Below are 14,313 nucleotides of genomic sequence, written 5' to 3' on the forward strand. Positions count from 1 at the left end.
CACTCCACCCCTATCCTGACGCATCGTCAGATCCGAGGGGGGCTGGGCGTGATCGACACGGTGTCCACGGAGATCCGGGAGGGTGAGGAACGGATCCGTCTGGAGGTCGCGGACGGACTCGCGGTCCTCACCCTGTGCCGTCCCGGGAAGCTGAACGGCTGGAGCTGGGAGTCCACCCGCCAGCTCGGCCTGCTCGCCGACCGGATCCGCTTCGACGGCTCCGTGCGGGCGGTGCTCTTGCGCGCCGAGGGGCGGGCCTTCTGTGCGGGCATCGACGTCACCGCCCCCGGCGGAGCCTTCACCGCCACCTCGCCCGCCGAACGGACCCGTGACTACTACGAGGGTGTCCGCTGGGCGCACGAGCGCTTCGCCGTGTTCGCCCGGCTCCCGCAGCCCGTGGTCGCCGCCGTCCAGGGCTACTGCCTCGGCTTCGGCTTCGAGCTGGCCCTGATGGCGGACATCCGGGTCGCCGCGGACGACGCCGTCTTCGCGCTGCCGGAGGCCTCGCTGGGCGTGGCGGTGGACGCGGGCGGCGACCTGCGCATCGCCCGCGAGGCCGGGGCGGGCTGGGCGAAGACGCTCGCGCTGACCGGCCGCCGGATCGACGCGGCGACGGCCGAGCGGCTGCACCTGGTCCAACGGGTGACCACCCGCGTGGACCTGGATGCCGAGGCGCGGGCCCTGGCGGTGGAGATCGCGGCCAACGCCCCGCTCGCGGTCCAGGGCATCAAGCGGGCGATCGACGCCTACGCCGACGCGAACCTGCCGGGCGCCCTGGACCGGGTGGCGATGACCGCGGCCCTGACCCTGACCTCGGAGGACTGTCGCGAGGGCTACACCGCGAAGGCCGCCCGCCGCACCCCGCGCTTCGAAGGGCGCTGAACCGCCCCCGTCCCCGTCCCCGTCCCCGCCCCCGCCGCGCCGTTCACGCCTCGAAGGGCCCGCGGCCCAGCTGCTCGCGGACCGGGACCACCCCCGGGGCGACCACGGAGCGGCGCTGCCAGTTCGCGCCGTCCACCACCAGCGTGTGCCCGGTGACGAAGCGGGCGTAGGGCGAGGCCAGGAAGGTCGCCGCCCAGCCAAGCTCACGGGGCCGGCCGACCCGCAGCGCGGGCTGGCGGGCGTCCTCGGCCCCGGAGCCCGCTGGGTCGAGGCCGCCCCGGATGTCCTCGGTCATGTCCTCGTGCGGGAAGAGGCCCGGCACCAGGCCGTTGATCCGTATCCCGTACGGTCCCCACTCGACCGCCAGGGTCTCCACCAGGTTCTTCACCCCCGCCTTGGCGGCCGCGCTGTGCGCGAAGCCGGGGCCGCCCGTCCAGGCGTAGGAGGCGCCGATGCTGACGATCGACCCGGGCGTACCCGCGGCCAGGTGCCGGCGGCCGAACTCGCGGGTCATGAACCAGGTGCCCGTCAGGGTGATGTCGACCACCGCCCGCCAGGCATTGGGGGAGAGGTCCTCCGCCGGGCAGGGGAAATTGGCCGCCGCGTTGTTGACGAGCACGTCGGGCAGGCCGAGCGCGGCCTCGGCGGCGTCGAAGACCTCCGCGACCCGCTCCGGGTCCCGGATGTCACACACGGCCGCCCTCACCCGGCCCGCCCCGGGGACGGCCGCCAGCTCCTCGCGCGCCGCCTCCAGCCGCTCCGCGCGGCGGCTTGCGATCACCAGGTCCGCGCCGAGCCGGGCGAACTCGGCGGCGATCGCCTTGCCCAGCCCGCTGCCGCCGCCGGTGACCAGGACCACCTGACCGGCGTACGTCCCGGGCGCGAGCGCGGCGGCGCCGAGGGGCGGCGGCCCGGGCAGGCCACCGGGCGGGGGCGGCTTGCGCGGGGAAGGTGACGCGGCTCGTGCGGCCCGTGTGGCAGGGGGCGTCGGGGTGGCGGGCGCGGGCCGTCCGGCCGGGGGGTTCTCGGGGAGCTGCATGGGGCATCGATAGCGCGCCCGGGCTCAGATCACCAGGGGCGCGCAGCGGTTGGCGGCGGTCCGGAGGAACTGGTTCCCCAACGGCCCGCATGGGTTCCCAACACGGCAAGCGACCGCTTAGTATGCCCGCGGAGCGTGGTTCCCCGACGGCGGCTGGAGGCCCCGGATGCAGGCATGGCGAGTACATACCCCGGGTGAGCCCCGTGAGGCCATGCGCCTCGAAGAGATTCCCGAACCGGTGCCCGGCGAGGGCCAGGTGAAGCTCAAGGTGCTCGCGGCCAACGTCAACTTCCCCGACGCCCTGCTCTGCCGGGGCCAGTACCAGATCCGGCCGCCGCTGCCCTTCACCCCCGGCGTCGAGATCTGCGGCGAGACCGAGGACGGCCGCCGCGTCATCGCCAACCCGGCCCTCCCGCACGGCGGTTTCGCCACCCACGTCCTCGCCGACGCGCGCGCCCTGCTGCCCGCGCCCGACAGCCTCGACGACGCCGAGGCCGCGGCCCTGCACATCGGCTACCAGACCGGCTGGTTCGGCCTCCACCGCCGGGCCCGGCTCCAGCCCGGCGAGACGCTCCTCGTGCACGCCGCCGCCGGGGGCGTCGGCAGCGCCGCCGTCCAGCTCGGCAAGGCCGCCGGAGCCACCGTCATCGGCGTCGTCGGCGGCAAGGCCAAAGCGGCCGCCGCCGAGGAACTCGGCTGCGACCTGGTCATCGACCGCCACACCGAGGACCTGGTCGCCCGGGTCAAGGAGTTCACCGGCGGCCGGGGCGCCGACGTCGTCTACGACCCGGTCGGCGGCGACGCCTACACCGCCTCCGCCAAATGCGTCGCCTTCGAGGGCCGGATCCTGGTCGTCGGCTTCGCGAGCGGCACCATCCCGGCCCCCGCCCTCAACCACGCCCTCGTCAAGAACTACGCCATTGTCGGCCTCCACTGGGGCCTGTACGCGAGCAGGGAACCGGCGGCCGTCCTCGCCTGCCACACCGAACTCACCCGCCTCGCGGCCGACGGCGCCATCAAACCCCTCGTCAGCGAACGGGTCCCGCTCGCCGGAGCCGCCGACGCCGTCCAGCGCCTCGCCGACGGCACCACCACCGGCCGCCTGGTCGTCGTACCGGCCCTGGACGGAGGTGCCCGGTGACCACCGCCGACGACGTCCTCGACCGCACCCGCGCGCTGCTCGCCGCCCACCCGCCCGCCGACACCCCCCGCACCGACTTCCTGCGCGCCCGCTTCGACGCCGGGCTCGCCTGGGTGCACTACCCCGAGGGCCTCGGCGGCCTCGGCGCCCCGCGCGCCCTCCAGGTGGTCGTGGACGCCGAACTCGAAGCCGCCGGAGCCCCCGACAACGACCCGCGCCGCATCGGCATCGGACTCGGCATGGCCGCGCCCACCCTCCTCGCCTACGGCACCGACGAGCAGAAGCGCCGCTTCCTGCGCCCCCTGTGGGTGGGGGAGGAGGTCTGGTGCCAGCTGTTCAGCGAGCCCGGCGCCGGATCGGACCTCGCCGCGCTCGGCACCCGCGCGGTGCGCGACGGCGACGACTGGATCGTCGACGGCCAGAAGGTGTGGACCTCCAGCGCGCACACTGCCCGCTGGGCCATCCTGATCGCCCGCACCGACCCCGCCGTGCCCAAGCACAAGGGCATCACCTACTTCCTGTGCGACATGAGCGCCCCCGGCGTCGAGGTCCGGCCGCTGCGCCAGATCACGGGCGAAGCCGAGTTCAACGAGGTCTTCCTCACCGGCGTACGGATCCCCGACGCCCACCGCCTCGGCGAGGTCGGCCAGGGCTGGGAGGTCGCCCGCACCACCCTCATGAACGAACGCGTCTCCATCGGCGGCATGCGGATCCCGCGCGAGGGCGGCATGATCGCGCCCGTCGCCGCCGCCTGGCGCGAACGCCCCGCACTGCGCACCCACGCCCTGCACCAGCGGCTGCTGGGCCTGTGGGTCGAGGCCGAGGTGGCCCGCCTCACCGGTGAACGGCTGCGCCAGCAGCTCGCCGCCGGGGCACCCGGACCCGAGGGCTCGGGCATGAAGCTCACCTTCGCCCGCCTCAACCAGGAGATCAGCGGCCTGGAGGTGGAACTCCTCGGCGAAGAGGGCCTCTTGTACGAGGACTGGACCATGCGCCGCCCCGAACTGGTCGACTTCACCGGCCGCGACGCCGGATACCGCTACCTGCGCGCCAAGGGCAACAGCATCGAGGGCGGGACCAGCGAGGTCCTCCTCAACGTCGTCGCCGAACGCGTCCTGGGCCTGCCCCCCGAGCCGCGCGACGACAAGGACCTCGCCTGGAAGGACCTGGCCCGATGACCTCCACCCCCGACCTCCTCTACTCCGACACCGAGGAAGAACTGCGCTCGGCGGTACGGGCGCTGCTCGCCGACCGCTGCGCCCCCGCGGCCCTCCTCGGGCGCCTGGAAAGCGGCAGCCCCCACGACCCTGAGCTCTGGTCCACCCTCGCCTCGGGCATCGGCGCCGCCGGACTGCTGGTGCCGGAGAAGCTCGGCGGGCAGGGGGCGAGCCACCGCGAGGCCGCCGTCGTCCTGGAGGAACTGGGCCGGGCCGTCGCCCCCGTCCCCTACCTGACCAGCTCCGTCCTGGCGACCGCGATCCTGCTGGAGTGCGACTGCCAGCACCCCGCCGTGGCCGGGCTGCTCGCCGAGCTGGCATCGGGTACCCGCGTGTGCGTCCCGGTCCTGCCGCTCACCCTCGCCCCCGGAGCGCCGCCCGTCGCCGTGCGGGACGCCGGGGACGGGGTGCTCGGCGGCACGGTCACCGCGGTCGCCGACGCGGCCGCCGCCGACGTGCTGCTGGTCCTCGCCGACACCGGGCTGTACGCCGTTCCCGCCGAGCAGGCCCGGATCGACCCGCAGGTCCCGCTCGACCTGACCCGGCCGCTGGCCGCCGTCACCCTGGAGGGGGCGCGCGGCACCCGGCTCGCGGATCCCGCCGGCGCCCGCGCCGCGATCGCGGGGGCGCTGCTCGCCGGCGCGGGCCTGCTGGCCTCGGAGCAGCTCGGGCTCGCGCAGTGGTGCCTGGAGGAGACCGTGGCCCACGTCCGCACCCGGCACCAGTTCAACCGGCCCATCGGCTCGTTCCAAGCCCTCAAGCACCGCCTAGCGCAGCTGTGGCTGGACGTCGCCTCGGCCCGGGCGGTGGCCCGCGCCGCCGCCGACGCCCTGGCGGCCTCGGCCCCGGACGCACCCCTGGCCGTGGCCGTCGCCCAGGCCTACTGCTCGGGCGTCGCCGTCCGGGCCGCCGAGGAGTGCGTCCAGCTGCACGGCGGCATCGGCATGACCTGGGAACACCCCGCGCACCTCTACCTCAAACGCGCCAAGGCCGACTCCCTGGCCCTCGGCACCGCGGGCCACCACCGGGCCCTGGTGGCCGAGTTCGCCGAACTCCCGGCGCCCTGAGGGCATCCGTACGGCCGTCGCGAACGCACCGGGCGGGAACGGCCGAGCGGGAGCGTCATGCTGGATGAGGCGATGGCGGCCGGTAGCGGCCCGGCCCCGGGGCCGCGCAGCCGGCCCGGACGCGCACACCGCGCCGGTCCGGGCGGCCGGTGCCTGACGGCAACCGGCCGCGCGCCCGCCCGCCTTGCCGCCTGCGTCGCCGGGAACAATGAGCCCCGGCCCCCGGCCGCTCACCCGGGCTCGGGGTCCTCGCCGGGCCGGACGGGGGCGTCCCGCGCGCCGCAGCCGCGGGCCACGGCGTCGGCGAAGACCCGGGCGAGCGGGGTCAGCGCGTCCCAGCGACGCACGGCCCAGCCGACCGGGAGCGGCGGCAGGTCGGGCAGCGGGACCAGGCGCAGGGGACCGTCCCCCGGGATCCGCCACCCTGCCAGGGCGGGCACGACGGCGTGACCGAGACCGAGTTCGGCCAGGAGCAGCGCGGTGTCCCAGTCGGCGACGCCGGTGTCGGAGCCGCCGCGGACACCCAGCTCGGCGAGCGCGGCGTCCAGGCGCGCCCCCGAGGTGGAGTTGGGGGGGAGCCGGATGAGACTGCTGCCGGCGAGATCGGCCGGGCCGGCGTACGGTCGGCCCGCGAGCGGGTCGTCGGCGCGGACGGCCAGCACCCAGGGCAGCGCGACGACGGGGCGCTGCTCGATGCCGCGCACGGGGCCGTCGATCGTGACCCAGGCGAGGTCGAGGTTTCCGGCGGTGAGGGCGTCGAAACAGCTGCGGCTCGACGTTTCCGTCCGGAACTCCAGACTGACCTTCGGGTAGCGCTGCCGGAAGGCGACGATCGCCTCGGACATGAAGTGCCGCACCGTGGTGCCGCCCGTGGTGACGCGGACGGAGCCGCTCTCGCCGTGGGCGAGGTCCGCGATGCGCCGCAGCGCCAGATCCAGGCCGGCGATGCCGTCCGAGGCGGCGTCGCACAGGACGCGCCCCGCGTGCGTCGGCACCACCCCGCGCGGCTGGCGCTCCAGCAGGGCCACACCGGCCTCCCGCTCCAGCCGCTTCACGTGCTGGCTCACCGCCGACTGGGTCCGCTCCAGTTGGCGGGCGACGGCGCTGAGGCTGCCCGCCCGGCACACGGCCACGAAGACGCGCAGGTCGTCCAGAGTCATGTCGCCCACGCTAACCTTCCCACCAACTCCCCAGCCAGAGCTGGGACATGGCGAGAAAATCATAGGATTGACTGGGGTCCGCCGTTTCAGGAGGATCGTGTGCAGGGCCCAGGCGGCAACCCGTCCGGCGCTTCCGCCGGGTCCGGACCAGAGGCGGAGGCACGGACGGGTGTCGACCTCTGCCGTCGAGGGACCGAAAGGACCGCCCCGTGCCCGCACCCCCTGCCACCGGTTCAGTGCCCGACCCCGCGCCCGGTCCAGCACCCGGCTCCCGGCCCGCTGCCGCCCGCGGCGACACGGTCACCGACCGGGCCGTTTCGCTCCTGTACGAACGGGGGGCCGCGGACATCGCCCACCCCGGCGGCACCCTCCTCGCCCACCTCCAGCGCGTCCGCGCCCGGCTCGCCCGGTGGGACGCCCGTCCGGCCCTCCAGCTGGCGGGCCTGTGCCACGCCTGCTACGGGACCGACGGATTCCCCACCGCCCTGCTGAGCCTTGAGCGCCGCACGGTGCTCGCCGAGGTGATCGGCGCCGAGGCCGAAGCCCTCGTCCACCTCTACGCGTCGTGCGACCGGCATGCCACGTATCCGACGCTCGCGGAGCCCGGTGGCGCCTTCCGCGACCGGTTCACCGGAGGCCTCCACGTCCCGTCGGCGCAGCAGCGGCGCGACGTCGCCGAGCTGACGGCCGCCAACGAACTCGACCTCGCCGACATCGACCCCGTCTTCCGGGGGCAGGCGCGCATCGGACTGCTCATCCTGTTCACCCGACTGCGGCCGCTGCTGAGCGGTCCTGCCCGGGCGGACTGCCGCAGCCTGCTCGAATGACCGGACGCGGGCGGCGCGTAAAGGGACCGCCCGTACCGAACGAGAGGACGCCATGCAGATCGCCGTCACCACTCCGACCGGCAATGTCGGCCGGCACGTCGTCACCACGCTGATCCGCGCCGGGATCCGGCCGCGCGTGCTGCTGCGCGACCCCGGCCGGCTCGCCCCCGGGATCCGCGGGGAAGTGGACGCCGTGCGGGTCGACCAGTACGACCCGGAGGCGGTCGCGGCCGCCACCCGCGCGGTGGACGCCCTGTTCTGGGTCGACCCGACCACCGGGAGCCAGGACCCCCTCGCCGACTACGCGCGCGCCACCGCCGCCGTGGTCCGCGCCGTCAGGGAGAACTGCATCGGCCGTGTCGTCTTCCAGAGCAGCATCGGGGCGGAGAAACGGCACGGCGCGGGTGAGATCGATGGCCTGGCGCACACCGAGACCGCGCTGGACGCGGCCGCCGCCGACACGGGCACCGACGTCACCCATCTGCGCTGCGGCTACTTCTTCACCAATCTGGAGCTGCAGCTCGACGCCCTGCGGACGGGCACCCTCCCGGTGATCCTTCCGCTGGACCAGCCCATGGCCTGGGTCGCTCCCCGCGACATCGCCGAGGTCGCCGCCACCCGCCTGCTCTCTCCCGGCTGGTCGGGACGTACCGTGCAGGCGGTCCACGGCCCCGCCGACCTCACCTGGGAGCAGGTCGCCGACATCCTCACCACCGCCACCGGCCGGCCGATCGGCGTGGAACGGATCACCGACGAGGCCATGCGCACCCGGCTCCGCGGGACCGGGATGACCGACGGCCTGGTCGAGGCCGTCATGGGCATGTCGACGGGTCTGCGCGAAGGATTCGTACCCGAGCAGCGCCGCACCGTCCGGACCACCACCCCGACCTCCCTGGCCGCCTGGGCCCACGCCCACCTGCGCCACCGGCTCGCCGACGCCCCGGGATGATGCGCGCGCCGGGTCGCGGAGGGGCCCGGCGGGTTCACTCCTCGGGAACGACGTTGCCGTCCTCGTCGAGGGCCAGGTGGATCCGGGTCGGTTCCTGGCTGTTGACGTCGGAGGGGCGCGGTCCCTCGGGCCCGTCGGGACCCCAGCGCAGCAGACGCCGGGTGCGGGCGATCTGGTACACCGTCCCCTGGAACTCCAGCCGGTTCACGCGCCCGGCACGCAGCGCGTCGGCGGCCTCGGCGTATGCGGCCAGCTCACCGTTGCGCGCGCCGGGAACGGTGCCCGCCCCGGCGTCCCGGGTCTCGGTACGGGCGTCCGCGCTCGTGTCGGCGTCGAGGGGGATGAGCCCGCGCATCCGCGGCCACGCCCAGGTCAGGGTGAAGTCCATGGACTTGCGGGCTTCGTGCGCGCTGACGTGCGGACCGCTGACCGGTTCCCAGTGCCGGGCGCTCGTCCGTTCCACGACGGTGAAGGTAGGCGGCAGCACCAGAACGTCCGGGTGGCTCTCCAGGGCCCGCCGCGAGTCGGCGAGCACCGCTTCGGGAAACCGCGTTCCGCTGTAGCGCAGACCGCGCAGGGCCAGCTGTTCCCCGGCCCGGGTCGGCGGAACCGGCTCGTCCGGGTCGAGGACCAGGGCGTCGTCGATCTCCGGCCCCTGCGCCCCGCGGACCCAGTCGGGAACCAGTGGCTCCGGGTCGGTCGGGCGCGGTTGCTCGATCCCGTCGGGGCCCGAGCCCGCGTACTCCTCGGCCCGCACGACCCGGTACCGGGTCCCGGCCACGTCGAGGTCGTCGACCCGCTCGGTCTCCAGCCGGGCCACCGCCGCGAGCAGTGCCCGCCGCTCCGCCCGGTCCTTCGCCTCGTCCTTCGCGCGGAACCACAGCTTCGAGTTCAGACTGTCGCGCGCGATCTGCGGGCACGGCTCCATGATCGCGACGACCACGTGCCACCGACCCGCATCACCCGGATACTGCGCCGCCACCCCGAAGAGCGGCCCGCGCACGACCACCTCGCCGACCTGGGCCGCCGCGTCCACCGCGTCGGCCTCCATCGCGGCCTCCACCGGCTCGACCGGTACCCGCACCACGATCGGCCGCCCCGCGCTCCGCCCCGCATCCCCATGCTCCATGCCCCCATCCTGGCGACCGGAGCCCCGCACCGCTGCCGATTCGGGGATCCCTCCCCCTCACGGGCCGCGGCGGAGGGGACCGTCAGACCGCGGCCGGGGGCTGCGCCACCTCGCCGGCGCGGCGGTATTCGGCGTTCAGGCGCTGTGCTTCTTCCAGCTGGTCTTCCAGGATGACGATCCGGCACGCGGCCTCGACCGGGGTGCCCTGGTCGACGAGTTCCCGCGCGCGGGCGGCGATGCGCAGCTGGTAGCGGGAGTAGCGCCGGTGCCCGCCCTCGGAGCGCAGCGGGGTGATGAGCCGGGCTTCGCCGATGGCACGCAGGAACCCCTGGGTGGTTCCGAGCATGGCGGCCGCCCGGCCCATGGTGTAGGCGGGGTAGTCGTCGTCATCGAGCCGGCCGAACGAGTCGTTTGCCGTCATTTGCACCTCTCTGTGGAACGCGTGGAGGGGCCTTGGTGCCATACGGCACCAAGGCCCCGAAGGAACTGCTACACCATCTGCCGGCCTCAGTCCTGCGCCGGCCTTCTGTTTCCGCGGGTCCGGTCGGCATGCGGCCGGAGGCGCGGGGATCGCGGTTGCTTGACCGGAGACCACCTCACTATCGATGTCCTGCGGTACCCGGACTCAATGGTTCCGCCCGGGCGATCCTGATGGCGCTCTGCTCCTCCGTTCTTCCCTCTGGGTCGATCACTTGCCTTGCTGAACTGCGTACTGCGGGTCCTGCTCTGCGTCCGGTACGCGCGTCCGCAGCCGACGCCTTTACCGGACCACTGCTCTCGGCGGCCCCTGATCACCGCGGGCCACCCGGTCCGGTCGTCAGTCCCGTCGCCGTCCTGCACAAGCCCTGGCTTCGAAACTCCACCACCGCACCGCTCTGCACACTGCGTGTCCTGCAAGAACTACTGAACTACTGCAACTACGTGCCCGGCAGTTCGTCTCTCCGGGCCTTGGTCGATCTCGGCTACGAGAGAAACCATAACCACGTCGCAACGCAATGTCTACTCCGTCGAGCATAGATTTCTGCGTGTCCATCGGTGAGCTAATCGGCCTGGCTAGGCTGCAGACCATGAACGGGACGACGGACAGCGGTGCGGCGGGCGATCTCCGGCTCTTCGACGCGGGGGAGGTGGCCGCCGATCCGGAGCTCCGGCCCGCGTTCGCGGCGTCGGCCCACCGGATCCTGGCCGACCTGGTCCGCGGCGGTGCGGCGCTCGGCTGGGTCGAACCCCCCTCGCCGGACGAGGTGGCCGGACTCCTCGACCGCGTCATCGCCGCCGCCCACGCGGGGGACGCGTCCCTGCGCGCCGCGTACGCCGGCCGCCGCCTGGCCGGGTTCGGCTACTGGACGCGCTACGCCCGCCCCACCCATCGCCCGCACGCCGACCTGGAGAAGGTCGCGGTGGAGGCCGCCGCGCACGGCCGCGGCATCGGCCGGGCGCTGACGGGCGCCCTGATCGCCGACGCGGACCGGGCGGGGATCGAGGTCCTCACCCTGGACGCCCGCGGCGACAACGGCAGCGCCCTGCACCTCTACCACTCGCTCGGTTTCAGCGAGTACGGCCGGCTGCCCGACTTCGTCGCCGTCGGGCGGCGCCGCTACGACAAGGTCTTCTGCATGCTGGATTTGCGCCGGCACCGGGAATCGCCGCCGGTGGGGTGACGTCCCGGGCGTTCAAACCCGACGCGGGACAAGATCGCCGCTTCGAGGTAAATGTCACCTGGTTCGCGAGGGCGAGTGCGCGGTGTGCCCTCGCCGAGGGCGACCGCGCATCCGGGACGCCGATCGCCGCCTCGCGCACACCAAGAAGATCCCGCCGATGACCGTTGACACCAGCCCGGACGCCCAGGTGGAGCCGCCTCGACAAGCCGGCCTGGGCACGGCGGACGCCCGTGATCTCGCCACCACGACCAAGTCCGCCCCGCAGATGCAGGAGATCACCTCCCGCTGGCTGCTGCGGATGCTCCCCTGGGTGGAGACCAAGGGTGGCACCTACCGGGTGAACCGCCGGCTGAGCTACGCCGTCGGCGACGGCCGCGTCGAATTCGTCCAGGACGGCGGGAGCGTGCGCGTGATCCCCCGTGAACTGGGGGAGCGGGCCCTGCTGAAGGGCTTCGACGACCTGGCGGTGCTGACCGCGCTCGCCGACCGGTGCGTCCAGCGCGACTTCCGGTCCGGCGAGGTCCTGGTCGAGCGGGGCGCCGCCGCGGAGCAGGTCCACCTCATCGCCCACGGCCGGGTCTCCCAGACCTCCGTCGGCACATACGGCGACGAGGTGGCCGTCGCGGTCCTCGCCGACGGCGAGCAGTTCGGCGAGGACGCCCTGCTGGACGCCGACGCCCGCTGGGACTGCACGGTCACCGCCGAGACCGCGGGCACCCTGCTCACCCTGTCCCGCGCCGACTTCGCCGCCGCACTGTCCGGCTCGCCGGACCTGCGGGCCCACGTCCGCCGGTTCAGCACGCTTCCCTCGCAGCGGCAGAACAAGCACGGCGAGGCCGAGATCGCGATGTCCGCCGGCCACACCGGCGAGGCCGAGCTGCCCGGCACCTTCGTGGACTACGAACTGCACCGGCGCGAGGACGAACTCTTCCTCGCGCAGACCGTGCTGCGGGTCCACACCCGGGTCGCCGACCTCTACAACGAGCCGATGGACCAGACCGGGGAGCAACTCCGGCTCACGATCGAGGCGCTGCGCGAGCGCCAGGAGCACGAGCTCATCAACAACGGGGAGTTCGGCCTGCTCCACAACGCCTCCTTCAAGCAGCGGATCCAGACCCACTCCGGGCCGCCCGCCCCGGACGACCTCGACGACGTGCTCTGCCGCCGGCGCGGTTCCACGTTCTTCCTCGCCCACCCCCGGACCATCGCGGCGGTGGGCCGGGAGTTCAACGCCCGCGGGCTCTACCCGGACCACGTCGACCTCGGCGGACAGCAGGTTCCGGCCTGGCGCGGGGTCCTGATCCTGCCCTGCAGCAAGATCCCCATCACCAAGGAGAACACCAGCTCGATCCTCTGCATGCGCACCGGCGAGGACAACCAGGGCGTCATCGGCCTGACGCAGACCGGGCTGCCGGAGGAGTACGAGCCGGGCCTGTCCGTGCGCTTCATGGGCATCGACGAGCGGTCGATCATCTCCTACCTGGTCACCACCTACTACTCCGCCGCGATCCTGGTGCCCGACGCGCTCGGCGTGCTGGAGAACGTACAGATCGCGCGCAGGCCGACTGAGTCCTTCCGTCCAGGCGTACCCGGATTCCGGGCAGCCCGCCCACCCCACCAAGGAGCCACGGATGCCCGAGCCCGGGCCTCCCCCGCTGCGGCCGAGCCCGCCGACCGCCGCGACGCACTTCGGCGCCCACGTCCTCGCAGGTGCCCACGCCCCCGCCCTTGCCCCGCCCGAGGCCCCCGCGCCGCCGCCGCCCTCCACCGCCCCCTGCCCGGCCCGCCCTCCGCCCTGGAACGGGTCCTGCGCGGCCCGAGCGGGCTGGGGACGGCGGGCCTGCGCCTCACCCCGCGCCGGGAGCCCGTGGCGCCGCCGGTCCCCCCGTCCGCCGCGGATCCCGATCCGGCGCCGCTCCCCGGACCGGCGGCGGGCCGACCCGTCCCCGGGCTCTACCACCACCCCGTGGCGGAGCCGGACGCGGCCGACCGCGTCTGACGGACCGGTCGAGCCCACCGCCGCCGCGAGCCGCCGGGCCGGCCCCCGGCGGGCCCGGCGGCCGGGCACACCGCCGGGCGGTCCCTCTGGGATGCTGGGGCGGAGCGGAGGGGGTGGGGCATGCCGCTGGTCGGAAGCGCGGGCGTGGCCGGTCGGGGCGTCGAGGTGACCCGGGTGGGTGCGGGCGAGCGGTGGCGGGTGACCCGGCCGTGGCCCGCCCGCCTGCGCCCGATCGTGCACAGCTACGCGGGGTACGGGGAGGTGGCGGCCTCGCCCTCGCCCTACCGGGTGCGGCTGGTGCCCACCGGCCGGGCGGTCGTGGTGATCAGCCTGGGGGAGCCCTTCGCCCACATCCGCAGGCTCGGGGACGCGGGCCCGTCCAGCCGGGTGACCGGCTCGCTCGTCGCGGGGCTGGAGAACGGGCCCCGGGTGTGCGACCACCCCGGTGGCCAGGAGGCGATCCGGCTCGAACTGACCCCCCTGGGCGCCTTCCGGCTGTTCGCCATGCCGATGAGCGAACTGACCGACCGGGTCGTCGAACTGCGCGACGTCCTCGGCCCCGGGGCCGCGGTGCTGGTGGAACGGCTGGCCGCCGCCCGCGACTGGGGCGCCCGGTTCGACCTGCTGGACCACGCGCTGTCGGCCCGGCTCGACACCGGCCCGCTACCCGCACCCGAGGTGGGCCATGCCTGGCGGCTGCTGTCGCGAGCCGGGGGAGCGGTCCCGGTCCGCCGCATCGCGGCCGAAGTGGGCTGGAGCCAGGGGCACTTGACCCGCCGCTTCACCGAACAGGTGGGCCTGACGCCCAAGATGTCCGGCCGGGTGCTGCGCTTCCACCGGGCCGTGCGGCTCCTCACGCACGACGCGGCGCCGCCCGTCGAGGTGAGCGCCGCCTGCGGCTTCTACGACCAGGCGCACCTGAACCGCGAATTCCGCGCCCTGGCCGGGACCACCCCGGGGCGGGTGGCGGCCGTCGGTCTGGCGGAGGGCGCGCTGGCCCTCTGAGAGCGGCGAGGTCGATTTTGTCCAAGCCAGGCCCCGCGACCGTCGATAGTGTCCCCGTCGTAGCCGACCGGCAATCCGACCAGGGGGACGTTCTCGATGGAAGACCTGCTGCGCATCCTCGTGTCCGGCGCGCTCGCCGGCGGCCTGATCGGCCTGGTGGGGGCCCTCAGCCGGCGCAACCGCAACCGCCGCGAGGGCGGCGGACCGGACGGCCGCTGACGCCGTACCGCTCCTGAC

At 74.5% G+C, this 14,313-nt stretch carries 13 protein-coding genes and 1 pseudogene; 10 read left to right on the plus strand and 4 right to left on the minus strand.

The annotated features are described in order from the left end of the window. Positions 1-48: 48 nt before the first annotated feature. On the plus strand, positions 49-882 hold the full coding sequence (locus tag ABZY31_RS20805; RefSeq protein WP_356412476.1) for an enoyl-CoA hydratase/isomerase family protein: 834 nt from the start codon (positions 49-51) through the stop codon (positions 880-882). A gap of 43 nt (positions 883-925) precedes the next feature. On the opposite strand, the gene ABZY31_RS20810 is transcribed toward ABZY31_RS20805, so the two are convergent. Next, the gene (locus tag ABZY31_RS20810; RefSeq protein ID WP_356412478.1) at positions 926-1,921 is read right to left on the minus strand and encodes an SDR family oxidoreductase; all 996 of its coding nucleotides are present in this window, start codon (positions 1,919-1,921) and stop codon (positions 926-928) included. A gap of 166 nt (positions 1,922-2,087) precedes the next feature. On the opposite strand from ABZY31_RS20810, the gene ABZY31_RS20815 reads away from it, so the two are divergent. From ABZY31_RS20815 to ABZY31_RS20825, 3 genes are read left to right on the plus strand one after another with little or no spacing between them, the layout of a single operon-like run. Beyond that, positions 2,088-3,062 (plus strand): NADPH:quinone oxidoreductase family protein, encoded by a 975-nt coding sequence (locus tag ABZY31_RS20815; RefSeq protein ID WP_356412480.1) that lies wholly within the window; start codon positions 2,088-2,090, stop codon positions 3,060-3,062. Beyond that, entirely contained in the window at positions 3,059-4,240 is a 1,182-nt protein-coding gene (locus ABZY31_RS20820) for an acyl-CoA dehydrogenase family protein (RefSeq protein WP_356412481.1), read from the plus strand. Before ABZY31_RS20815 ends, ABZY31_RS20820 begins: the two co-directional genes overlap by 4 nt. After that, positions 4,237-5,346, plus strand: coding sequence for an acyl-CoA dehydrogenase family protein (locus ABZY31_RS20825; protein ID WP_356412483.1), 1,110 nt, complete (start codon positions 4,237-4,239; stop codon positions 5,344-5,346). Before ABZY31_RS20820 ends, ABZY31_RS20825 begins: the two co-directional genes overlap by 4 nt. Before the next feature lie 230 nt (positions 5,347-5,576). On the opposite strand, the gene ABZY31_RS20830 is transcribed toward ABZY31_RS20825, so the two are convergent. Further along, a complete protein-coding gene (locus ABZY31_RS20830; protein ID WP_356412485.1) occupies positions 5,577-6,506 on the minus strand; it encodes a LysR family transcriptional regulator in 930 nt (309 codons plus the stop codon). A 323-nt stretch (positions 6,507-6,829) separates the two neighbouring features. On the opposite strand from ABZY31_RS20830, the gene ABZY31_RS20835 reads away from it, so the two are divergent. Continuing rightward, positions 6,830-7,333, plus strand: coding sequence for a DUF6817 domain-containing protein (locus ABZY31_RS20835; protein WP_356412569.1), 504 nt, complete (start codon positions 6,830-6,832; stop codon positions 7,331-7,333). A 52-nt stretch (positions 7,334-7,385) separates the two neighbouring features. Continuing rightward, on the plus strand, positions 7,386-8,282 hold the full coding sequence (locus ABZY31_RS20840) for an NAD(P)H-binding protein (protein WP_356412486.1): 897 nt from the start codon (positions 7,386-7,388) through the stop codon (positions 8,280-8,282). A gap of 34 nt (positions 8,283-8,316) precedes the next feature. Here ABZY31_RS20840 and ABZY31_RS20845 read toward each other — a convergent pair whose 3' ends face one another. Next, complete coding sequence (locus tag ABZY31_RS20845; protein ID WP_356412488.1) at positions 8,317-9,411, minus strand: DUF5954 family protein; 1,095 nt, start codon at positions 9,409-9,411, stop codon at positions 8,317-8,319. Between the two features lie 82 nt (positions 9,412-9,493). After that, a complete protein-coding gene (locus ABZY31_RS20850) occupies positions 9,494-9,832 on the minus strand; it encodes a MerR family transcriptional regulator (RefSeq protein WP_356412489.1) in 339 nt (112 codons plus the stop codon). A 646-nt stretch (positions 9,833-10,478) separates the two neighbouring features. Between ABZY31_RS20850 and ABZY31_RS20855 the strand changes: the two genes are divergently transcribed. The 4 genes and pseudogenes from ABZY31_RS20855 to ABZY31_RS20870 all read left to right on the plus strand — a co-directional run bounded on the left by ABZY31_RS20855 (position 10,479) and on the right by ABZY31_RS20870 (position 14,295). Next, positions 10,479-11,072 carry a GNAT family N-acetyltransferase gene (locus tag ABZY31_RS20855; RefSeq protein ID WP_356412490.1) on the plus strand — a complete coding sequence of 198 codons (594 nt, stop codon included), beginning with the start codon at positions 10,479-10,481 and terminating at the stop codon, positions 11,070-11,072. 157 nt (positions 11,073-11,229) lie between these two features. Continuing rightward, a pseudogene (locus tag ABZY31_RS20860) lies at positions 11,230-12,633 on the plus strand (family 2B encapsulin nanocompartment shell protein); the annotation flags it as partial. 558 nt (positions 12,634-13,191) lie between these two features. Then, on the plus strand, positions 13,192-14,076 hold the full coding sequence (locus ABZY31_RS20865) for an AraC family transcriptional regulator (RefSeq protein ID WP_356412491.1): 885 nt from the start codon (positions 13,192-13,194) through the stop codon (positions 14,074-14,076). Between the two features lie 96 nt (positions 14,077-14,172). Continuing rightward, positions 14,173-14,295 carry a hypothetical protein gene (locus ABZY31_RS20870; RefSeq protein ID WP_356412493.1) on the plus strand — a complete coding sequence of 41 codons (123 nt, stop codon included), beginning with the start codon at positions 14,173-14,175 and terminating at the stop codon, positions 14,293-14,295. Positions 14,296-14,313 lie beyond the last annotated feature (18 nt).

It is taken from the genome of Streptomyces sp. NPDC006529 (assembly GCF_040611795.1).
Lineage (GTDB): Bacteria > Actinomycetota > Actinomycetes > Streptomycetales > Streptomycetaceae > Streptomyces.